This window comes from Treponema sp. Marseille-Q4523 (genome assembly GCF_016901105.1).
Taxonomy (GTDB): Bacteria; Spirochaetota; Spirochaetia; order Treponematales; family Treponemataceae; genus Treponema_D.
The window spans coordinates 1-19109 of record NZ_JAFEVM010000001.1 but is presented as its reverse complement, the minus strand read 5'-3'; the positions used below and the strand labels follow the sequence as shown (position 1 = coordinate 19109).

General features: G+C 50.5%; 21 protein-coding genes. 8 read left to right on the top strand and 13 right to left on the bottom strand.

Features of this window, described 5'->3' with window-relative positions; genetic code table 11:
* Nucleotides 1-129: 129 nt before the first annotated feature.
* The 3 genes from JSQ97_RS00105 (at nucleotide 130) to JSQ97_RS00095 (ending at nucleotide 3083) form a co-directional block, all read left to right on the top strand.
* Nucleotides 130-1125, top strand: coding sequence for a hypothetical protein (locus tag JSQ97_RS00105; RefSeq protein ID WP_205074166.1), 996 nt, complete (start codon nucleotides 130-132; stop codon nucleotides 1123-1125).
* A gap of 59 nt (nucleotides 1126-1184) precedes the next feature.
* Entirely contained in the window at nucleotides 1185-2048 is an 864-nt protein-coding gene (locus tag JSQ97_RS00100) for a CPBP family intramembrane glutamic endopeptidase (RefSeq protein WP_205074165.1), read from the top strand.
* A 210-nt stretch (nucleotides 2049-2258) separates the two neighbouring features.
* Nucleotides 2259-3083, top strand: a complete 825-nt coding sequence (locus tag JSQ97_RS00095) for an Mrp/NBP35 family ATP-binding protein (RefSeq protein ID WP_205074164.1) — start codon at nucleotides 2259-2261, stop codon at nucleotides 3081-3083.
* A gap of 134 nt (nucleotides 3084-3217) precedes the next feature.
* Here JSQ97_RS00095 and JSQ97_RS00090 read toward each other — a convergent pair whose 3' ends face one another.
* Nucleotides 3218-4075 (bottom strand): hypothetical protein, encoded by an 858-nt coding sequence (locus JSQ97_RS00090; RefSeq protein WP_205074163.1) that lies wholly within the window; start codon nucleotides 4073-4075, stop codon nucleotides 3218-3220.
* Nucleotides 4076-4201: 126 nt separating this feature from the next.
* Here JSQ97_RS00090 and JSQ97_RS00085 point away from each other — a divergent pair, with 126 nt between their 5' ends.
* The 5 genes from JSQ97_RS00085 to csrA are packed head-to-tail and all read left to right on the top strand — an operon-like array spanning nucleotide 4202 to nucleotide 8508.
* Nucleotides 4202-4636, top strand: coding sequence for a hypothetical protein (locus JSQ97_RS00085; RefSeq protein WP_187383809.1), 435 nt, complete (start codon nucleotides 4202-4204; stop codon nucleotides 4634-4636).
* A 38-nt stretch (nucleotides 4637-4674) separates the two neighbouring features.
* Entirely contained in the window at nucleotides 4675-6549 is a 1875-nt protein-coding gene (gene flgK, locus JSQ97_RS00080) for a flagellar hook-associated protein FlgK (protein WP_205074162.1), read from the top strand.
* 32 nt (nucleotides 6550-6581) lie between these two features.
* On the top strand, nucleotides 6582-7826 hold the full coding sequence (locus JSQ97_RS00075; RefSeq protein ID WP_205074161.1) for a flagellar hook-associated protein 3: 1245 nt from the start codon (nucleotides 6582-6584) through the stop codon (nucleotides 7824-7826).
* A 6-nt stretch (nucleotides 7827-7832) separates the two neighbouring features.
* A complete protein-coding gene (gene fliW / locus JSQ97_RS00070) occupies nucleotides 7833-8276 on the top strand; it encodes a flagellar assembly protein FliW (RefSeq protein ID WP_205074160.1) in 444 nt (147 codons plus the stop codon).
* 1 nt (nucleotide 8277) lies between these two features.
* Complete coding sequence (csrA, locus tag JSQ97_RS00065) at nucleotides 8278-8508, top strand: carbon storage regulator CsrA (protein ID WP_187383813.1); 231 nt, start codon at nucleotides 8278-8280, stop codon at nucleotides 8506-8508.
* 59 nt (nucleotides 8509-8567) lie between these two features.
* Here the strand turns inward: csrA and tsaB are convergent, their stop codons facing one another.
* From tsaB to JSQ97_RS00005, 12 genes are all read right to left on the bottom strand, one after another.
* Entirely contained in the window at nucleotides 8568-9260 is a 693-nt protein-coding gene (gene tsaB / locus JSQ97_RS00060; RefSeq protein WP_205074159.1) for a tRNA (adenosine(37)-N6)-threonylcarbamoyltransferase complex dimerization subunit type 1 TsaB, read from the bottom strand.
* A 29-nt stretch (nucleotides 9261-9289) separates the two neighbouring features.
* Nucleotides 9290-9721, bottom strand: a complete 432-nt coding sequence (gene tsaE / locus JSQ97_RS00055; RefSeq protein ID WP_187383815.1) for a tRNA (adenosine(37)-N6)-threonylcarbamoyltransferase complex ATPase subunit type 1 TsaE — start codon at nucleotides 9719-9721, stop codon at nucleotides 9290-9292.
* On the bottom strand, nucleotides 9718-9981 hold the full coding sequence (locus JSQ97_RS00050; protein ID WP_205074158.1) for a hypothetical protein: 264 nt from the start codon (nucleotides 9979-9981) through the stop codon (nucleotides 9718-9720). The genes tsaE and JSQ97_RS00050 overlap by 4 nt, the downstream gene beginning before the upstream one ends.
* A gap of 31 nt (nucleotides 9982-10012) precedes the next feature.
* Nucleotides 10013-11107: a PilZ domain-containing protein gene (locus JSQ97_RS00045; RefSeq protein WP_205074157.1), complete on the bottom strand. Its 1095-nt coding sequence runs from the start codon at nucleotides 11105-11107 to the stop codon at nucleotides 10013-10015.
* A complete protein-coding gene (locus JSQ97_RS00040; protein WP_205074156.1) occupies nucleotides 11097-11696 on the bottom strand; it encodes a hypothetical protein in 600 nt (199 codons plus the stop codon). The genes JSQ97_RS00045 and JSQ97_RS00040 overlap by 11 nt, the downstream gene beginning before the upstream one ends.
* A 26-nt stretch (nucleotides 11697-11722) precedes the next feature.
* On the bottom strand, nucleotides 11723-13783 hold the full coding sequence (fliD, locus tag JSQ97_RS00035; RefSeq protein ID WP_205074155.1) for a flagellar filament capping protein FliD: 2061 nt from the start codon (nucleotides 13781-13783) through the stop codon (nucleotides 11723-11725).
* Between the two features lie 26 nt (nucleotides 13784-13809).
* Nucleotides 13810-14196 (bottom strand): flagellar protein FlaG, encoded by a 387-nt coding sequence (locus tag JSQ97_RS00030; protein WP_187383820.1) that lies wholly within the window; start codon nucleotides 14194-14196, stop codon nucleotides 13810-13812.
* A 102-nt stretch (nucleotides 14197-14298) separates the two neighbouring features.
* Nucleotides 14299-15150: a flagellin N-terminal helical domain-containing protein gene (locus JSQ97_RS00025; RefSeq protein ID WP_187383821.1), complete on the bottom strand. Its 852-nt coding sequence runs from the start codon at nucleotides 15148-15150 to the stop codon at nucleotides 14299-14301.
* A 272-nt stretch (nucleotides 15151-15422) separates the two neighbouring features.
* Nucleotides 15423-16283 (bottom strand): flagellin N-terminal helical domain-containing protein, encoded by an 861-nt coding sequence (locus JSQ97_RS00020; protein WP_187383822.1) that lies wholly within the window; start codon nucleotides 16281-16283, stop codon nucleotides 15423-15425.
* A gap of 227 nt (nucleotides 16284-16510) precedes the next feature.
* Nucleotides 16511-17164, bottom strand: a complete 654-nt coding sequence (rdgB, locus tag JSQ97_RS00015; protein ID WP_205074154.1) for an RdgB/HAM1 family non-canonical purine NTP pyrophosphatase — start codon at nucleotides 17162-17164, stop codon at nucleotides 16511-16513.
* Between the two features lie 111 nt (nucleotides 17165-17275).
* Nucleotides 17276-18190 (bottom strand): helix-turn-helix domain-containing protein, encoded by a 915-nt coding sequence (locus JSQ97_RS00010; protein WP_205074153.1) that lies wholly within the window; start codon nucleotides 18188-18190, stop codon nucleotides 17276-17278.
* Between the two features lie 188 nt (nucleotides 18191-18378).
* The gene (locus JSQ97_RS00005) at nucleotides 18379-19065 is read right to left on the bottom strand and encodes a DUF2715 domain-containing protein (RefSeq protein ID WP_205074152.1); all 687 of its coding nucleotides are present in this window, start codon (nucleotides 19063-19065) and stop codon (nucleotides 18379-18381) included.
* Between the last annotated feature and the right edge of the window lie 44 nt (nucleotides 19066-19109).

Below are 19109 nucleotides of genomic sequence, written 5' to 3'. Positions count from 1 at the left end.
CGCAATGCCGGCGTGCGGCTTCCGTGCGAATCGTATTTTTTTTGTTTTTGCGGTATACTGGAGCGGGAGAAAAAATCCGATTGTGTCGATAGCTGTCCGATCGGGGTTCCCTGCGTTACAGGAATCCGTATGAAAAAGAAATTTTTTGCAGTCTGTGCCGTGCTCGTTGTACTGGGCGTCTCTTTTGCCGAAAACGCCGTGCCGGAAAGTCCGTGGGATTTTTCGATTACAACCGATTTTGCCTATTATCCGAAAACGGATGCCGTTCCTTCAACCGGCGGCGTGCATTTTGCGCCGCTGACCGGTCTGTACGGCGGAGTGAAGCTTAGCGTAACGGGAACGGCAGGCTATACGATTCCCGTTCCCTTTGGAGATAATCCGTTGGTAAGCGGAAACAAACTCAGAGTATACGGGCAGTTGGAATTAAGTCCCGTATCGATCGCACCGGGCGTGGGAGTGAGTTTTTCGCCCGTCGCTTTTTTTAGTTTTTCCGCCGGCAGTTCAATCGGTATCGGATGGACGATTAAAACCTGCTCTCTTAAGCTTCAGGGGATTGCGGCATGGAATCCCCTGGCGTCTGCATACGACGATCGTACCTTTAAGAGCGTATTTTGGGAGGCATGGTTTCAGGGTGCTTTTATGTTCGATTTTGCCGCGGTCAAACCCGGCGATTGGAACCACCTTGTCGCTTATGCGGCCTATAAATCAGTCTATCAAGGCATCACTTCAGGCGGCGAAAACGGGAACCCGTGGCTGTACCAGCTTGCAGGCGAAAAAATAAACGGCTGGCAGTATTCGGTAAGTTTTATTGCCGCCTATCAAATGCCGCTCGTGTTGCAAACGGTCGGTGTGCAAACCGAATTGGGCGGTCAGCTGAATGGTAAAAAAGATTTCGCGGCCCGATATCATTCGATGAATCCGAATTTTATGACCATATCGATAAGCCCTCTTATGGTATTCGAATTTTCAAAAAAAGACAGTCTTACCCTGCAGTTTAAATTTGCAAGCCGCCGCAGCTATACCGAAAAGGCTTCCGCTTCAAAAGACGTTTTAACGGGCTTACGGCAAAGCGGACGCGAATGGTATTTTAATCGCATCGCACTCAGTTACAGGCACGGCTTTTAATTTTTCTTTTAATCACGAGTTTTGGATTTATCGCCCGACACGGACGAAGGAGCATACGAATGGAACAAAATAAAAAGGTGATCGGAAAAGTCGTCTTTCAATATCCCCTGTCGGTATGTATTGCAATATACCTTATATGCTATGCGTTTCGCCTGTGGGAATATTTGACGCTCAAAACGGACGAAAGCGTTATCGGTGAAAACTTTATTCATAAAGTGTGCGGTATCGTTGTAATTTTCGTCGTGCTTTTCGTATCGGGCTTGCATTGGCGGGATATAGGTTTTACGTGCGCCAATCGGCTGAAAAACATCGGCTTGGGTTTTGCTTTGGGCTTTGTTTTTTATGCGTTCGTATATGCGGCCGAGTGTATCGCACTGTATGTGCAGGGAGCGTCTCCTTTTTTGACGATAGCTTCCGGCAGTTTTTCGCTGATAAAAAAAACCGAGTTTATAAGCGTGGGAATCGGTTTTATTCTTTTATTCAATATCCTCAACGTATGGATGGAAGAAGGTTTGTTCCGCGGACTTTTTACGCGGATTTTGCGCGAACGATATGATTTTAAGGCGGCTGTTTTTATAAGCGCTTTGCTGTTCGGCCTATGGCATATAGCAATGCCGGCACGTGCGTTTATAGAAGGGCAGATGAAGTTCGCTCCGATGCTGCTTTTGAGCGCGGGGTATGTAGCGTTCTCATTCGTCTACGGTTTGAAGATGAGTTTTTTATACAAGATGACCGGCTCTTTGTGGGCGGGTATGGCAGACCACTTTTTTAACAATACCGTTATCAATATAGTTCACGTTGTGTCGAGCAGGGGAAGCGATCATTTGCAAATCATACGGATCGTAACGGCACAGTTCCTGTCCTTTATCTTTGTGTATATTCTATATCTGCGTAAACGGAAAAACTTGCCTTCCGTATTTTGATGCCATATATTCTTTGCGATATACTCCCGAATTATGCGCGATATTCAATTCCGATTTGCCGAAATTGACGGTACGGTTTTCGGAAAGCTGTACCGTCGGAGCTCCTCGAAGTTGACGCCGCCGTTTTTTATGAGTACATTATACATACGGCTGTTGCGGAAAACGTCTGCGGTTTTCGGAAAGCGGCCGTAATCCAAATTGAGGCATACGATGGCGGAAGAACAAAATTGCAATAACGAATGCAGCTCGTGCGGCAAAAGCTGCGAGCAGCGGGATTTTCGCGCAAAGCTGCACGAAGGCAGCAGCGTCAAAAAAGTGATCGGCGTTTTAAGCGGGAAGGGAGGTGTCGGAAAGTCGTTCGTCACCTGTCTTTTAGCCTGTGCCATGAATCGTAAAGGAAAACATACTGCAATCCTCGATGCCGATATAACCGGTCCTTCGATCCCCGAAGCCTTCGGTCTCTCTTCGGCGCGCGCCGAAGGAGACGAGCAGATAATTCATCCGGTAACGACGGACGGCGGCATTCAGCTCATGTCTATGGACTTTCTCCTTGCGAGCAATACCGATCCCGTCATCTGGCGGGGGCCGGTCATATCCGGCGCGGTAAAGCAGTTTTGGACGGATGTGATTTGGCGCGACGTCGACTATATGTTCGTCGATATGCCGCCGGGTACGGGCGACGTGCCGCTCACGGTATTTCAATCGCTTCCGGTCGACGGCATCGTCGTCGTATCCTCTCCGCAGCAGCTCGTGCGCGTCATCGTTGAAAAAGCGGTCAAGATGGCGCAGATGATGAAGATCCCGATTTTGGGGCTTGTCGAAAATATGAGCTATGTCAAATGTCCGAAGTGCGGCGAAGTCATCAACGTGTACGGCAAAAGCAATATCGAAGCGATCGCAAAAAACTATAACCTTCCGGTGCTCGCGAAGATTCCGATAGAAGAACAGTCGTCCGCTGCAATCGATTTGGGAACGATCGAAGACTTAAACGTCGATTACGTCGATCGGGCTATCGATATGATACTCACTCTGTAAAAGCCGAGCGTACGTTTTTTCTTTAAAATAAAAAAAGGGGCCGCAAGGAGGATACGACCCCTTTAAACTTTTTGTATGCCGATATAAACAGTAGTGTTTTCCATAAACTTCGGTTTTTCGAAGCTCTCTTTAAATCAATTTCGTTTTGCAAGTTTTTTTTCGATGTCGGCGGGCGTCATCTTTTTTGCATTGTACTGCAAAAGCGAATAGCCTGCCGTATTGACTTTTTTGATCCACGCGATATAGCTTCCGCCGCTTTGAAGGGCGTCCGCTTCGCCGAGCAGCTTTGCGCTTTCCGCTTCAAGGGCTTTGTCGTCGAACAAAAACTGCGAAAGAAAGATCTTCGCAAAATACGTTTCAGCATCAGTGCGTGCATCCCTTACCGCGCGCTCGAAATACTCTCCCGCTTTCGCTTTGCTCCCGCCGCCGATGGCCGGTGCGAAATAATACCACTGTGCGATATTCGTGAGCGCGTACGACATGGCAGGGTCTTCATCGAGCGCTTTTTGATAATACTTTTTTACGGCGATGCCGTCGTGCATGATGACGCCGACCGTCGCATAGCTCAAATTGCACGAAAGCATATCGGCTGCCGTACACCACAGCCATTTGTTTATCGCTTCGTTTTTGTGCGCCGAAAAGTATGCGTCGTTTTTATCGTACTGCGTGCGTATGAGCGATTTGAGTGAGCCTTCCATCGACGGGATTTGGCGCATATAATTGTACTGTTCGAGGATTTTAAAATTCTCGAAGATCAATTTTTCTTCATCGGTAAAAGATGCAAGCGCGCTGTCGGAAAAATGCTCTGCGGCGTAGGATTCGATTTTTGCAAGCGCGCTCTCGGGGGAAGCGCTGGAAGCGAGGTTCATACGCAGCGTCATAAAGCCGTCGATTTCCTTTTGCGCGTCGGCTGAAATCGTTTCCGAGGCGAGGGCTGCAAGAGGCAGTGCGAGCGCGAAAATACATAAAAGACTTATTCGAATCCGTTTCATTTTCGATAAACAATAGCGAATCGGCCGAAAAATGGCAAGCATTTTTTTGCGTTTTTTCGACTTATATAAAAAAATCGTAAAGTCGTCGTTTTTCCGCACCGATAATCAACATGAGGTAATCTGTATATGGCGGACATAACCGAAATGGAACGGCTCCTTTTGCGCGAAAACGAAATTCTCGATCGTATGCTTGAACGACAGTCGGCGCTGCGTACGGCGGTGCTGCAAAAAAAATGGGACGGCGTGCTCGAATCGATTTCCGCGATCACGAAGCTTACCGAAGGTTTTGAAGAAGCGGAAAAGGCGAGAAACGCACTTTCGACCGGCGGAAAGGACGAAGCGAAAAAGGCGATGTTACCGCTTTTGACGCAAGTGCGCGGAAAGCTCGTCAGATCGAAAACGGCGAACAGAACGCTCGGCAATTACATAGCGGTTGCGAGAGATTTTATTCAAAGCGTACTTGACGAAGCCTTTCCTCAGAGCGGGGCGACGGTGTATTCGAAGGCGGGAAAAATCATGAGAGCAAAGCCGTCGAGCGTCGTCGTCAATACGTTATATTAATTAATAAAATACCCTGTAGCGATTTTGAGAGGTGATGTATGGGTTCGACATTTTCGGGAATAGAGCTCGGTAAGCGCAGTATCATGGCGCATACGACGGCGATCACGACCGCCGGACACAATATTTCGAATGCGAATACGGAAGGCTATTCGCGCCAGCGCGTCGCGTTTAAGGAATTCGATCCGCTGTATCTGCCGGAACTCGAACGTCCCGAAGAGCCGGGTATGATCGGGCAGGGCGTGAGCGCGACGAGCATACGGCGGATCCGCGACGAACTGCTCGATCGGCGCATCGTCGAACAGGCGAATCAGGAAGCGTATTGGGATACGCGCAGCAAATACTATACGATGCTCGAACAGATTTACAACGAGTCCGACGACGTTTCGATCCGCGGCACTATGGATAAATTCTGGGAAGCGTGGCAGGAGCTGTCGATTCATCCGGAAAACATCGCATCCCGTCAGGCTATCGTCACGCGCGGTATTTCGCTCACCGATACGATAAACCAGCGCTACGAAAGTTTGCAGGGAGTGAACACGCTCATAAACGGCGATATCGACGCGACGGTAAAGCAGATCAACAATTATGCCGAACAGATTGCCGCTCTCAACGGAGAGATCGTGCGCTCGCGCGGTATGGGAGACAATCCGAACGATTTGCTCGACCAGCGTGATCTCCTCGTCGATAAGCTTTCGGAACTCGTGAATTGTACGGCGAGCGACCGCGACAAAGACGAATTCATGGTACATGTCGACGGGCGCGTGCTCGTTCAGGGCGGCATCCCGCGCAGTTTCGACCTCCGTACGGTTGTCGACAATAACGGAAATCCCCGTCTCATCTGGGGCGATACGAAAAACGACGCCGTCGTAAAAGGCGGGAGACTCGGTTCCCTCATCGAACTGCGCGACGTCGATATCAGAAGCGAAATGCAGTCGCTCAATACGATGACGATGAACTTTTCCGATTTGGTAAACGATGTGCACCGTAACGCAACCGGCATGAACGGTACGACGGGTCTCGACTTTTTTACGTCTCATCCCTTTGTCGAAAACGTGCGCGGTAATTACGATTACGATGCGGACGGGCGGATGGACAGATCCTATATTTTCCGCTTTACCGGACGACATAAATTGAACTCGCAGGAGCAAATAGGTCTTGCAGGTACGATGACCTTTTCCGCGCCCGAAGGTACGGTCGAAGTCGCATACAACGCTACCGATACGGTTGCCGATGTCATCGACCGGATCAACGATTCGAACGGAGAAGTAAAAGCCTATCTCGACAGAAACAACAATCTCGTGCTGAAAGCGACGACGGCTCTTTCGCAATCGAATCCCGATTTTGTCATACGCCATGTCGAAGACAGCGGAATGTTTTTGACCGGCTATGCGGGCATTTTGCGCGAAAGCGGAGAAGAAGGCGCATACGATTATCTCCGTGCGGACGCGGTCGACGGTCTTGCCGACGGCGCCCAATTTGCGGTGACGCCGCAGGTAAATCCGTCCGCGTATATCGCGGTAAATCCGCTCATCAGAGGAGACGTCAAAAGCGTCGCTGCGGGCTTTGCCGATACGCGCGGCGCTCTCGCGTCGGGCGACGGTCGGGCTGCGATCGAAATCGCTTCGATCAGAAACACTCAGGTGATGATAGGACACAAGCGTACTTTCGACGATTATTTTGCCGACAGCGTGACGAACGTCGGTTTGAAAGGAGAGCAGGCGGCAACTCAAACGGCAAATCAAAATAAAATCATGGGAGATTTGCGCACGCTGCGGGAGTCCGTCAGCGGCGTAAACATAGACGAAGAGCTTGCGGATATTATTAAATTCCAGCACGGCTACAATGCCGCTGCTTCGTTTATCAGTACGTGGGACAATCTCGTCGATACGATCATCAACAGGATCAGAGCATAAAATCGGGGTAAAGCCGAATACGGAGGTGCGATATGCGCAGGGTGAGTTCACAGATGAATAATATGGATGTGCAGTCGAATCTGCGGCTGCAGGAATCCCGTCTCAATAAAATCAATAATCAAATCGGCAGCCAGCGCCGTATTCAGGAACTGCGCGACGATCCGATCGCTGCGGGGCACTTGGTGCGCTATCAGTCCTATGCGGCGCGCATCGAAAACTTCGAAAAAAATGCCAAAACGCTTTCCGAGCTTTTTATGCAGCGTGAAGGCTACATGACGAATTCGCTCGATGTGATGCACCGCGTGAGGGAGCTTGCCGTTACCGGTGCGAACGGCATCTACACGGGCGAGGATATGAAAAACATGGCGGCGGAAGTCGACGAGCTTTTAAAAGAGCTCGTGCAAAATGCAAACGCGATCGGGGAAGACGGAAACTCGCTCTTTGCCGGTACCGACACGAAAGTGAAAGCCTTCGACGTCGAAATGGGAAACGTCGCAGGTTCGGGCGTGCCGCTCATCGAAGGGGTGCGTTATAACGGAAATATTTCGGAAACGCAGGTCGAAATCGACGAGCACAAATATTTGACGACGGACAACGCGGGCGTGCGCACTTTTTGGGCGGAGCCCCAGCAGATTTTCGGCGGAAGGGATGCGACCGGCTGGAGAGCGGGGGAAGACTCGGTTATCGCCGTAGACGGTGCGGAAATCAAAATCAACGCAGGCGACAACGTGTATTCCCTTATCGCAAAGATAAACGACAGCGAAGCTGCGGTAAAGGCGACGCTCGATCCCGTGACAAAGGCACTGAATTTCACTACGACGGACGCGCGGCAGCTGTGGCTCGAAGATGTTTCAGGTTCCTCACTCGCCGACCTCGGCATTATTAAAGATGCAAGTCAAAAGCCGCCGTACAATCTCGCTTCCGGCGTGCGCGCTTCAGGCGGTTCCATGTTCGATGCGGTTATCTCTCTCCGCAATGCGCTTTTGGCGGGCGACCATGAAGCGATCGGCGGCCGCGTGCTCGGTTCGATCGATCAGGGTCTTAACAATTTGACCACAAGAATCGCAAAGTCGGGTTCCGAATACGAGCGGGCGGAACTCAACGTAAAACGCAATTCGGGAACAGCGCTCAACGTAACGCAGCGCATCTCAAGCGAAGGCGATCTCGATTTGACGAAAGCCGCATCCGATATGAAGATGATGGATTTTACGCATCAGGCGACGCTGAGCACGGCCGCGCGTTTGTATTCGAGTACGCTGCTCGATTATTTGAGGTAAGCTTCGATGGACGTTAAGACAAAGGCGATGGGCGTAAAGAGCGTCGAAGAAAATCACATCGTTACCTTTCCCGAAGGACTTTTCGGTTTTGAAGATTATAAAAAATACGCGACGATGGAATCGGAATGGGCGCCGCTTATCTGGCTGCAGTCCCTCGACGACGAGCGTCTTGCGTTTTTGCTCATCGATCCGTTTTTGATTTGCGACGATTACGAAGCGGACATCGACGACGAAAGTTTAAAAAAAATCGACGTGCACTCTCCCGAAGACCTTATCGTCATGGCGGTCGTCACCGTTCCGCCCGACGGGGGCGCCGTTACCGCAAATCTGCAGGGACCCCTCGTCATCAATAAAAAAAACAAGCTGTGCGTGCAGGTGATTTTGAGCGACGGCCGCTGGACGACGAAATACGCGATACTCGACGCGCTTAAAAAACGCGGAGGAAAGTGAAATGCTCATCCTTTCGCGTAAAGTCGACGAACAGATTAAAATCGGCGACAATATAACGATCACGATCATCGAAGTCCGCGGCGATCAAGTCAAAGTCGGGATCGAAGCGCCGAAAAGCGTTAAAGTATTCCGCGAAGAAGTGTTCAAAGCGATCCAAAAAGAAAACAAAGCTGCCTCTTCTCCCGATGCGGGAGCGCTCGCATCGATATCGGAACTTTTGAAAGGGCGGTGAGGGGCTGTTTCAAAAGTCGGTTACTTTCTCGACAACCTGTCGAGTTTAAAATCAAGTCTTTATGAAGTTTTTCGCTGGGCGATCTCCTTTCGTTTGACTTCCGCTTCGCTTGCGCGGATGTATACGGGGCCGTCGAAATCGGCAAGCGGTTTTTCTCCCGCTGCGATTTTCGCTTCGGCGAGTGCAAAGAGCGAGTCGGTCGTAAGTTCCGAAAAATCGAGCGCATACAGCGTTGTGCCGACACCGTTTTGTCGGGCGGCTTCGGCAAAACGCTTCGCATCGGGGCCAGTGCAGAGCGCTTCTTTCATATCTTTTAAGGCACGCAGTATCGTTTCGATTTCATAATCTCCGGGCGGAAGCATTTCCGTTCCGCTTTCGAAAATCGCCGCATAGAATCTGTTTTTTTTCGCATCGATTGCGGAAACGACGGGAAAGGGGAGGGCGCGGTAGGGATAGGCGTAGACTTCGAGTGTCGGGATGCCGCAGATGGGCGCGCCCGTCGCCTGTTCGACGGCTTTGAGCGCGGCAAAGGCGAGCCTGAGTCCCGTAAAAGAACCCGGACCTCGGCAGAGCGCCGTATAGTCGAGTTCGGCGCTCCGTAAGCCCGCTTTCGATACGACGGCGTCGATCGCGGGAAGGAGCGTTTCCGATTGTTTCATGCCGATGTCGTAGACCGAAGAGACGACGGCATCATCGTTTTTTGCCGCGACCGTAAGGCGCGTTCCGGCGGAATCTATCGCAAGCGCTTTCACATGATCCTCCCGAAAAACCTGAGCGCGGACTATCGTATCGCTTCGTGCGGCCAGTTGGAGATGCGCACGGTACGCGTGCCGTCGTCGTTTACGCCGATGTCGATCGTAATCGCCGTATCGGGCAGTTCGCTCATGATCTTTTCGCTCCATTCGATAACGCACACGCCCTCTCCGTAAAGCATATCGTCCGTTCCGAGATTGATAAAATCTTCGGCTCCGTCGAGACGATAGACGTCCATGTGGTAGAGCGGCATCGTTCCCGAATATTCGCTGATGAGGCAAAAAGTAGGACTCGTGATTTCATCGCGTATGTCGAGGGAACGTGCGATGCCTTTGGTGAGCGTCGTCTTTCCTGCGGCAAGAGGGCCGCGCATGGCAAGTATGTCGCCTTTTTTCAGGAAGGCGCCGATTTTTTGTCCGAGCGTTTCGGTTTCTTCGGCGCTCTTCGTCGTAAAGGTCATAAGGGCAGCTTTCCTTTTGAATCCGCTGTGATGATATATGTCTTCAATGCGCTTTTGATCGGAACGACCGGATAGTTGATCGACTCCGAAATGATTATGTCGATTTTTTTTGCGCCGAGCGGATCGGTTTCTATGCAGAACTCCACAGGCATTTCAAAATCGCCTCCGGGAAGCTCTATGACGGCGTCTCCTTTGAATTTGCGGAGATAATAAATGCTGCCTTCTTCGCGGCAGATGTTCCGAATTTCTACAACTCTCATTTCTGTACGATACCGTAATAAAGTTTAATAATCAAGACGGGATATTCCGCTTTTCGTCCGGCACGATATTGTATCGATACACGTATGCGAAGATACGGTTCCGCGCTTCGTCCGATATATCCGTAAAGAGGATACCGAGTGAAAACGTATTGTTTGCGGGGTTTTTATGAACTGCGACGATGAGTCCGGTCGCTTCGTATATTGTTTCGGAAAGCATGATCGAAACGCGCAGACGCTGGTTTTCTTTTATCGGGAGATTCGTCACGACAGCGCAGCCGTCCCCGGAAACGTTCGCAAGGATGCCGTTGTGCGGTTTTGTTTTTTCCTGTCTGTCGTTTACCGCTGAAAAAACGCAGGGAATATTGATATCGCAGCGCTTCGATTTCCGCTTTGTCTGCGGCTGCAGAGCGTTTGTATGCGACAATATCATCTCTGTGCCGTTATCGAAACCGATCGAATAGCGGATGACGCGCGTTTGAAAACGGTAGGTCATGCCGCTCCTCGTCATAAACACGAAATCGCTTTTTGAAAGCGGGGCGGGTTTGCGTTCCGAATTGTACAGCGAGCGCGGAATGGAAAGCGTCATATTTTCCGCCGTATTCTTTTTCAGCGTACATCGGATCTGTACGCCCGGCGACAGCAAAAACGAAAGCTTTGTCTCTTCGGGTATGCCTGCCGTCGATGTGATCCACGTATCCGCCGCATCCTGTATTTCGATTTTATGCCGCAGACGGAAAAGCGATGTGATCTTTTTTTCGTCGATGCCGTTTTGTACCATTGCGGCATACTGAGCGTTGAAGAGTTTATCGACTTCGGCCGCATTGTAGATGAGATAGCTTATATTGGGCGCTTTATTCGCACGACAGATCTCCCACAAAAGAGAAGCTTCGGCTTTGGAAAGCGAAAGACGCTTTGCCGTCTTTTCTATATCTTTATACGTCGTCTGCCGCTTTTTTTGCGCTTCAAGCCATTCGGGTGAGGAGCGGATGCGCTTCCGTATTTGATACAACAGGTAGATGACGAAAAAAACGAGTATGATAAAGGCAGGAATGAGGAGGTATGCGTAGTACTTCGTCGCAAGGCGCGCTTGCAGCGGGGTGATGCCGCTCGGTGCGTTAAAGCGCATGGAAAACCTCCAACGCTTTTGAGGCGAGCTTTAAGCGCGGGCATATTTCATATTCGGCCAAATCGCCGACGAGCACCGTATCGTTCGCTTTGAGCGCTTTTTCGAATTCCGAAAGCACGGGCGTAAGGTCGGCAAAAAACTCGGACACCTGTTTTCCGTCGACGACGATCGCGCTGTACGTGTCGGGAAAAAGGGATGCCAGAGAAGCCGTGCGACAGAAAACTTCGATATTGTCGGCAAGCTCCGCGATGGAGGCTGTCGCTTCTTTTCCTTTGCCGTTTTGCAGATCGACGGGAACGCGTTCCATGCGTTCGGCAAGAGAAGCGAAAAGACCGGAAAGCTTTTTAAAAGAATCGGCTATCGACTGTTTTGTCACGACATCGAATTCGATTTTCGTCGACGATGAAAGCGGGCGCTTTGCATATTCGTCGAATGAAGACGCGTCGACTTTTTGCCCGTCCGCGCGTATGCCGATGACCGCCGCGTCGTTTTCTTCGCAAGTCGCTTCAAACGAGCGCAGCACATCTCCGATCGTCTTTTCGCCTTCAAGCGTTACGTCGATTTTTGCACCGTTCACAAATAAATCCATAACAATTCCTTAATCGATTTTTTTTGTTATTCGGCGTTTCTGTTGTTTTGCCGTATAAAATTCGAAATGGTCGTCTGTTGGCTTTCGAGGCTGTTCAGCGATCCTTCCATGCTTGCAAATTTTCTTCGAAGCTCTTTTTCTTTTTTGTCCATCTGCGTTTCAAGCTGCGCTATCTTCGTTTCCGACGATTTGATACGCGTGCCGAGTGTGCTTATCTTCGTACCGATGATGCCGCCGGTTTGGACGTATGCGCCGAGTTCACGATCCAATCGGTATGCGATGCCCGAATCGGTTATGAGGTCACCGTCGCTGTCATAGCCGAACATATTTTTAATATCTTCGAGATGCGAGGCGAGAGCGGCGTCGAGTTTTTTTTCATCGATTTCAAGATACCCGCGGAGGCGGCTCGCCGTATAACCGCCCGTACTTCCGCTCGCGTTCGTCGAAATGCCGATCTGTGAGAGCATCGTTATGACCGCATCCTCTTTTGCCTGATAGCGCGCACTTTGGATCGCTTGGAAATTCGATTTCATACTCGTAAGGGAAAAGTCGCCCATAAAAAGCCCGAGCCGCTCTTTTTCTTTTTCGCGCCGGTCGTCGGAAAGATAGGTGAGCTCGTCGACGATTTCACTTTTGTTTTGAGAAAGGATATTGATTTGCGCGAGCGATTCGTTGTATTTTCCGACGAAAGTGATGAGCGCGTCTTTTGCCGATTTGACGTCCGGATCGATTTTGATCGTCGCCGTCCTTTCGGTTTTTTCGTGTACATGCAGCGTTACGTCTGGCACGACGTCGTCGATATCGTTCGTCGGCCGCTTGATCCTGATGCCTTCGTACGTGATGATCGCATCCTGCGCCGTCGATGCGGCATTGTTCGGCGTAAACCCGCCTGCAGATTTCGGATCGTAGAGCGAAACGGACGACATCGTAAAAGCGCTTCCCGTGTTCCGGTTCCGGATGACGATCGAAGCGATACCCGGGTAATCGTTCATGTCGATATCGATTTCGGTTTTATCGCTCGCTAAAATATTCGGCGTCGCGATTTCTTTTTCGCTTCCGTCGCTCATGGCAGCGTAGACGACGCTTGCCGACGTTACGGGCAAAAGATCCGCGCTCCTCGTCTCTTCGCCTTTCGGAAGCAGGGTGTCCGACGGATTGTTGTCGATGACGACGTCCTTAAACGACGCGTAACCCGCATTCGGAAGTTCGGGTGCAAGCGGTCTTTTATTGAGCGCCTCCGTTATATCTTCAACAGCTGCCGGCGCGAGCGTAAACGAAATGCGCTTTCCGTCATTTCCCTGCGGCACGGCGAGCGAAAATCCGCTTCTCGGCGGGATCGAGATTTTTCCGTTTGAAACGGCGATCTGCGTATTTGCGATGCGCGGAAGCCCTTCCTGTTCGAGAGAAGTCGTTTGCGGCGGGGCGGGGCGGAATTCCGTTTTCGTTTTCCCGAACGATGCCGTATCCGATTTTACAGGGCTTATCATCTTTGTTTCGATCGCAAAGGTTTTCGCTTCGTCTTCAAAGGTGAGGCGATTCGCTTCTCCCGTTTTTTTCGATTCGATGAGCAGCGTTTTTGTTCCCGCTCCCGATCCGATGACAAGCGAATTGATAAGATCGCCGCCTCTCTTGTTGAGCGCTTTTGAAAAATCGGTGAGCGAACCGCCTTTCCAGTTGAACGAAACGGATTTGTCGGCGACGCGGAACGTGTAGGTGCCTTGGGGGACTTTTGTATTATCGGGGAGTTCCGCCGTCAAAAAACGGTCGGCTGTTGCCGGCTGTATGACATTGACTTTGAACGATTGATACTGTGCGCTTCGATTCGCATCCGCCGTAATCGCGTATTCGTCGGACGATGAGGCGAGTTTATTGTTGAACGGATTTTCATAGGAATACAGGGTTTTAACGCTGTCGCGGAATTCCGTCAGCGTTCTGTTGACGTCCCGCCACGCGTTTTGCTGCGCCTGGTAGGTTTTCAGCGTGTCCTGCTCCCTTACGAGCGGGACGCGCTCAACCTTCATTAGTTTTTCTACCGTGTCGTTCGTGTTGTATTTGTCGGTAACACCCGGTATGTTCAATCCTGGCATAATCCGCGTTCGTCCGCAAGATGCGACTAAATCATTTCATCAAAAAGCAAACCGATCGCTTTTTTCATGCTGACTTTCATCTTTTGTATATCTTCGGACGGTATCTCCTTTATCACCTTGTTGGTGCTCGGATCCAATACGCTGATAACGACTTCACCGAGCTCTTCATTGACGCTGAAGCGCAGGGAACGCCGTCCCATCACCATATCGGACAGCCGCTGGAGCTGCTGTACGTTTTCCCGTATTTCGGCAAGATTTTGTGCAATGTTTTGCGCTACTTCAGCTCCTCCCGGTACGGAGCGGACGACTCCCGCCGTCGTCGTACCGGAACCGAGCATCTGCGGAGCGACTTTGAAATAATTCTGGCCATCCATTGCCAAAGCCTGCCCGATACTGCTGGTAATTGTATTCATAGGGCAATCCTCCTGAAAAAGAACGGGAAGGGGCGCATCCTTTCCGTTACGTTTATTGTCAAAAAGACGACATCCGGTTGTCTCTCGGACAATAATCCGATTTTATTGCAGCAACGCTAAAACGTTTTGCGTTTGGCTGTTTGCCTGTGCAAGCATCGCGGTACCCGATTGTGTGAGGATCGAGTTTTTCGTGTAGTCCACGATTTCCGCAGCCATTTCGGTATCTCTGATACGCGATTCGGCAGCCTGCATATTTTCCGCAGCGACGTTTACGCCTTTCGACGCCATCTCGAAGCGGTTTTGATACGCACCGAGATCCGCCCGCTGTTTCGTTACCCGAAGCAGCGCGTTGTCTACGGCACCGAGCGTGGCGTTTGCCAAGTCCGGCGTTGCGATCGAAATCTGCTCGTTGTCGCCGTTTGCGTTTTTCAAGCCGAGCGCCGTTGCCGTCATCGTGCCGATGTAGACGCGGACGTTTTGGTCGACGTTTGCACCGACATGGAACTGCATCGTCTTTGCGCCGTCCCAGCGGCCGAAACTGCCCGTGAGCATATTCATGCCGTTGAATTGCGCTTGACTTGCGACTCGGTCGACTTCCGACACAAGCTGAGAAACCTCAACTTGAATCTGCATGCGATCTTCATCGCTGTAGATACCGTTCGACGCTTGAATCGCCAGTTCGCGGACGCGCTGAAGGATATCCGTCGTTTCCTGAAGATAGCCTTCCGTCGTCTGCAAAAACGATACACCGTTTTCGATGTTTCGCCCCGCCTGGTTCAAACCGCGGATTTGACTCCGCAGCTTTTCGGACACTGCAAGACCCGATGCATCATCTCCGGCTTTGTTGATCCGTTCGCCGGAAGCGAGTTTCTCGATGTTTCCCTGTATGTTGGCATTCGAAATGCCAAGCACACGTTCCGCATAGAGCGAACTCATATTGTGATTGATAATCATAATTTGTGCCCTCCATGTTTACGTACCCGCAGAACATCATGCTCTGCGTCCTTGCCGTGAGGGCTGACTTTCCGGTTAGTGCGCCCCCGGAAAGCAGATTCAGACCCGTTACGGCAGGAAAAATCAGCCTTTTTACAAGCCGATTTTTCCTGCCGCCACAACCTATGGATTGCACATTTTCAAAGAACAAAGCATGTCCGAACGCATGCTCGATAGCGACCGTACACAAGGAAATAGGGCGGAACCCATTTTCCTTCTATAAGTGTACTACACTATCTCAGTAATGACAAGACATTTTGCGTCTGCGCATTCGCCTGTGCGAGCATCGCCGTTCCCGCCTGCTGCAAAACGGTATTTTTAGTAAATTCGACCATCTGTTTTGCCATGTTCGTGTCACGGATGCGGCTTTCCGACGCCTGCGTATTTTCGGCTGCAATATCGAGTCCGCGGATCGCGTATTCCATGCGGTTCTGATACGCGCCCAAGTCCGCCCGCTGTTTGTTGATCCGCTTGATCGCTTCGTCGAGCGTGCCGATGACGCGGTTCGCATCTTCCGGCGTTGAAACCGAAACTTTTTCCTCCGTTCCGAGTACGCGCAGTCCGAGCGCCGTCGCCGACATCGTACCGATGTACACCTGCATCCTCTGATCCATGTTCGCGCCGATGTGGAACCACATGGAACCGGTAACCGTATTTTCTCCCGTCGGGCGGGCAAAGCGGCCGGTGAGCATATTCATGCCGTTGAATTGGGCGGAACTTGCGACGCGGTCGATTTCCTCTACGAGGGAAGAAACTTCGACTTGGATCTGCATACGGTCTTCATCGCTGTAGATGCCGTTCGACGATTGGACTGCCAGTTCGCGGATGCGCTGGATGATGTCCGTCGTTTCCTGCAGATAACCTTCGGTCGTTTGGATAAAGCTGATGCCGTTTTGCGCGTTCGTCGACGCTTGATTCAAACCGCGGATTTGGCTGCGCATCTTTTCCGATACTGCAAGCCCCGACGCATCGTCTCCTGCGCGGTTGATCCGTTCGCCCGATGAAAGCTTTTCCATATCTTTTGCAAGACTGACACCGGTGACGCCGAGTTGACGGCTGGCAAAAAATGCCGACATGTTGTGGTTGATAACCATAGGTATTCCTCCGTGGAATAGATGTACGGCAGAATCCTTTCTGCCGGTTTGCAAAAAAGTGCATCTGTGTTACAAGGCTACATCTACACTTTTCTGCAAGTGAATCGTAAATATGCGGCGGTACGGCTTGACAAGTCGCGCCGCAAATTTCGATCCTTTTACACTATCGGCACGGAGAGCAAAAAACTTTAGCGATTTTTTTATTTTTTTTCACTTTTTTCAATGGATCATTGGAGCATTTCGATGATCCGCTGCATACTGCGTCCCGCTTTGCCGCGGTGGGAGATCGCATTTTTTTCTTCGTCGGAAAGTTCCGCTGCGGTTTTTCCGATTTCGGGGATAAAAAAAATAGGATCGTAGCCGAAGCCGCCGTTTCCCCGTGCGTCTTCGATCGATGCGACGATTACCCCTTCCATCGTTTCCTGCGCGGCGTACATGCGCTCGTCCCCCAAATAGAGCACCATCGAACACGTGTAATGCGCACTCCGCTTGCCGTGCAAAAAACGGCAAGCACCGGTACTCCCTGAAAGCGCGTCGTTCAGCTCTTCGATGAGGAAACGATTTTGCGCATCCTGTGCAGTCTTTTTGCCGTCCGCTCTGCCGCGCGGAAAAGACGGACCTCCGTAACGGGAAGAGAATATGCCGGGTCTCCCGCCGAGCGCGTCGACCGAAATGCCCGAATCGTCTGCGAGGACAGGGCAGCGCACGATGTCGTAGAGCGCGCGCGCCTTGATCAAAGCGTTTTCGAAAAAGGTCGCTCCCGTCTCTTCCGGATCAAAATCGATTCCTTCGTCTGCGGGGATGACGATTTCATGCGGCGAAAAGATTTCCGCCGCTTCGCGCTTTTTGTGCGCATTGTTCGTAGCGAGGTAGAGTTTCATACAATCCATCATACAGCGGAAGCAAAAGTTTCGCAACGCGGACGGAACTTCTCTCGCGGACGGAACTTCTCGCTTCTATTTTCCGTGTCCTTTTCGCGCGTTTCCCGTACCTTATTCGGGGCTATCCGCCGTTTCGGTTTCGTTTTGTTCTTCGCTTATGAGCTTTTGCGCTCTCGTGATGTAGTGACTCACTTGCCGCTCACAGATGCCGAGTATGTTTGCGATCATTTTATTTGTCGGGCAGACACGCCAACGGCTTTGCTGCAATTCTCTGTTTTTGTGTTTCCAGCTTTCCGTCTGTTTACGGTATTTTTTCAAAAGGCGCTCCGTATCGGTTTTTTCTTTGTCGCACATTTTGAGCTGCATATAATATTTTCGGTGGAAGTAATATGCGTTGTCCCGCCGCCTGATAATCGCATTGCGCCGTTCGATCCGCGAATACAAAAGCGAATTGAGTTCGGCGATGAGGCGCTGCAGTTCCGCGCTCTGCAGTTTGCAATACGAGCTTACCGCATCGATTGAAGAAGCGGGAATATAATAACTCGATTTCAGTGCGAGGATGAGTGCCGTTTTCGCATCGCTTGCGTTTTTCCGCTTGCATCTTCCGGAGAGTACTCTCCAGATTTTCGTATTCGAAACCGTCGTGTAGCTTGCGGCTTTTTCCGCAACGGTAAGCGCCGGATCGGTTTGCAATCGCTCTTCGTTTTCGCAGTACGAAAACGCTTTCATATTGTTCTCTGCAATAAATCTCCGCAGCTCTTCGCGTTTTTGCGTCAAAATCAGACCCCGCACGAAGGCATAGAGGTAGGAGCCGAGAGCGCCGCAATTTTCATCGAAGCGCTTGAAAACCTGTGCGCCTTTTTGCAAAACGGTAAGGATGATTTCGCTTTTAAAATCGTCATCGAATCCGGTAAGTCCGAAACGGTAGGGTTCGCGGTAAATATATTCGGCAATTTTTTTGACCGCTTCTTCCTTTGAAATCGTTCCCGTTTGTATGAGCTCCGGCAAATCATCGATTCGTTCCATATCCATATCTCCTTTCGTTTAGGGTATAAAACGAAAAGCAATATTTATGCCAAGCTATGCGGCGGGGCGCGACGAGTAAAAAAAACACCGGCAGACCGCGAGGGCAAGACGCGGAAAGCCGGTTGGAACAAGATTTTACCGCCTGAAAGCCGATGCTTCAAGGCGACCGTTATAAAAAATATGTACTGTTACAGTCTGAATACGGGGCCGATTTTTAACGAAAAGACATTTGTAAAAGCGGGTACGTCAATGTCGCCTGTTCCGAAATACGGTAAAGAGCCTAATCCGTTTGTATTGTACCAGACCCAACCGATGCCGACGGCGTCCTGTATGCCCAGATTTATGCCTATTTTTTCGGTAAAATAATACTGCGCGCCGATGTAAAAGGGGATACCGATATTTGCCAAATTTAATTGAAGGTCAAGCGCAGGCGATGTAACACCTGAAAAAGTAAACTTCGTTACTTTTAAGGTTCCGTAGCCCAAGTTTAGTCCTGTTGCAAATGTAAGGTACAGATTCTTGATACCGTGGTACGTATAGCCAAGTAAAGGAGTTACGTTTATAAACGGCCCGCCTTTAAAATCAACCGTGCCCGTTTGTTTATCCGATGAAGAAAATTCTTTTGCAACTTCCATCGTGCCGACAGCAAAAAAATCCGTCGAAAATAAAAAGGTAAACCCGCTTTCATTTACAGTTCCCAGCGATACGCCGAAATTCATGGACGTCCACGACACGGTATTCTTTTCTCCGTCATCGTATAAAAGTTCCGTCGAATGGAAATTGGAAATACCGATAGTCGGACTGATTACGAATTTTGCGAATATGTTTGCACTCAAACAGCATATTCCCAAAACGACCAATACTGTTTTTTTCATTTTATGTCTCCTCGCAATGGGATAAAATTTGTTCTATTATACTC

What these genes read in the sequence shown, in the direction of transcription:
- fliW (WP_205074160.1), top strand. Translation starts at nt 7,833, where the DNA reads ATGGACGTTAAGACAAAGGCGATGGGCGTAAAGAGCGTCGAAGAAAAT.
- JSQ97_RS00085 (WP_187383809.1), top strand. Translation starts at nt 4,202, where the DNA reads ATGGCGGACATAACCGAAATGGAACGGCTCCTTTTGCGCGAAAACGAA.
- JSQ97_RS00090 (WP_205074163.1), bottom strand. Translation starts at nt 4,075, where the DNA reads ATGAAACGGATTCGAATAAGTCTTTTATGTATTTTCGCGCTCGCACTG.
- JSQ97_RS00030 (WP_187383820.1), bottom strand. Translation starts at nt 14,196, where the DNA reads ATGAATACAATTACCAGCAGTATCGGGCAGGCTTTGGCAATGGATGGC.
- JSQ97_RS00045 (WP_205074157.1), bottom strand. Translation starts at nt 11,107, where the DNA reads ATGCGCTTTAACGCACCGAGCGGCATCACCCCGCTGCAAGCGCGCCTT.
- JSQ97_RS00095 (WP_205074164.1), top strand. Translation starts at nt 2,259, where the DNA reads ATGGCGGAAGAACAAAATTGCAATAACGAATGCAGCTCGTGCGGCAAA.
- JSQ97_RS00050 (WP_205074158.1), bottom strand. Translation starts at nt 9,981, where the DNA reads ATGAGAGTTGTAGAAATTCGGAACATCTGCCGCGAAGAAGGCAGCATT.
- tsaE (WP_187383815.1), bottom strand. Translation starts at nt 9,721, where the DNA reads ATGACCTTTACGACGAAGAGCGCCGAAGAAACCGAAACGCTCGGACAA.
- JSQ97_RS00040 (WP_205074156.1), bottom strand. Translation starts at nt 11,696, where the DNA reads ATGGATTTATTTGTGAACGGTGCAAAAATCGACGTAACGCTTGAAGGC.
- JSQ97_RS00010 (WP_205074153.1), bottom strand. Translation starts at nt 18,190, where the DNA reads ATGGAACGAATCGATGATTTGCCGGAGCTCATACAAACGGGAACGATT.
- csrA (WP_187383813.1), top strand. Translation starts at nt 8,278, where the DNA reads ATGCTCATCCTTTCGCGTAAAGTCGACGAACAGATTAAAATCGGCGAC.
- rdgB (WP_205074154.1), bottom strand. Translation starts at nt 17,164, where the DNA reads ATGAAACTCTACCTCGCTACGAACAATGCGCACAAAAAGCGCGAAGCG.
- JSQ97_RS00020 (WP_187383822.1), bottom strand. Translation starts at nt 16,283, where the DNA reads ATGGTTATCAACCACAACATGTCGGCATTTTTTGCCAGCCGTCAACTC.
- JSQ97_RS00005 (WP_205074152.1), bottom strand. Translation starts at nt 19,065, where the DNA reads ATGAAAAAAACAGTATTGGTCGTTTTGGGAATATGCTGTTTGAGTGCA.
- JSQ97_RS00105 (WP_205074166.1), top strand. Translation starts at nt 130, where the DNA reads ATGAAAAAGAAATTTTTTGCAGTCTGTGCCGTGCTCGTTGTACTGGGC.
- JSQ97_RS00075 (WP_205074161.1), top strand. Translation starts at nt 6,582, where the DNA reads ATGCGCAGGGTGAGTTCACAGATGAATAATATGGATGTGCAGTCGAAT.
- flgK (WP_205074162.1), top strand. Translation starts at nt 4,675, where the DNA reads ATGGGTTCGACATTTTCGGGAATAGAGCTCGGTAAGCGCAGTATCATG.
- fliD (WP_205074155.1), bottom strand. Translation starts at nt 13,783, where the DNA reads ATGCCAGGATTGAACATACCGGGTGTTACCGACAAATACAACACGAAC.
- JSQ97_RS00025 (WP_187383821.1), bottom strand. Translation starts at nt 15,150, where the DNA reads ATGATTATCAATCACAATATGAGTTCGCTCTATGCGGAACGTGTGCTT.
- JSQ97_RS00100 (WP_205074165.1), top strand. Translation starts at nt 1,185, where the DNA reads ATGGAACAAAATAAAAAGGTGATCGGAAAAGTCGTCTTTCAATATCCC.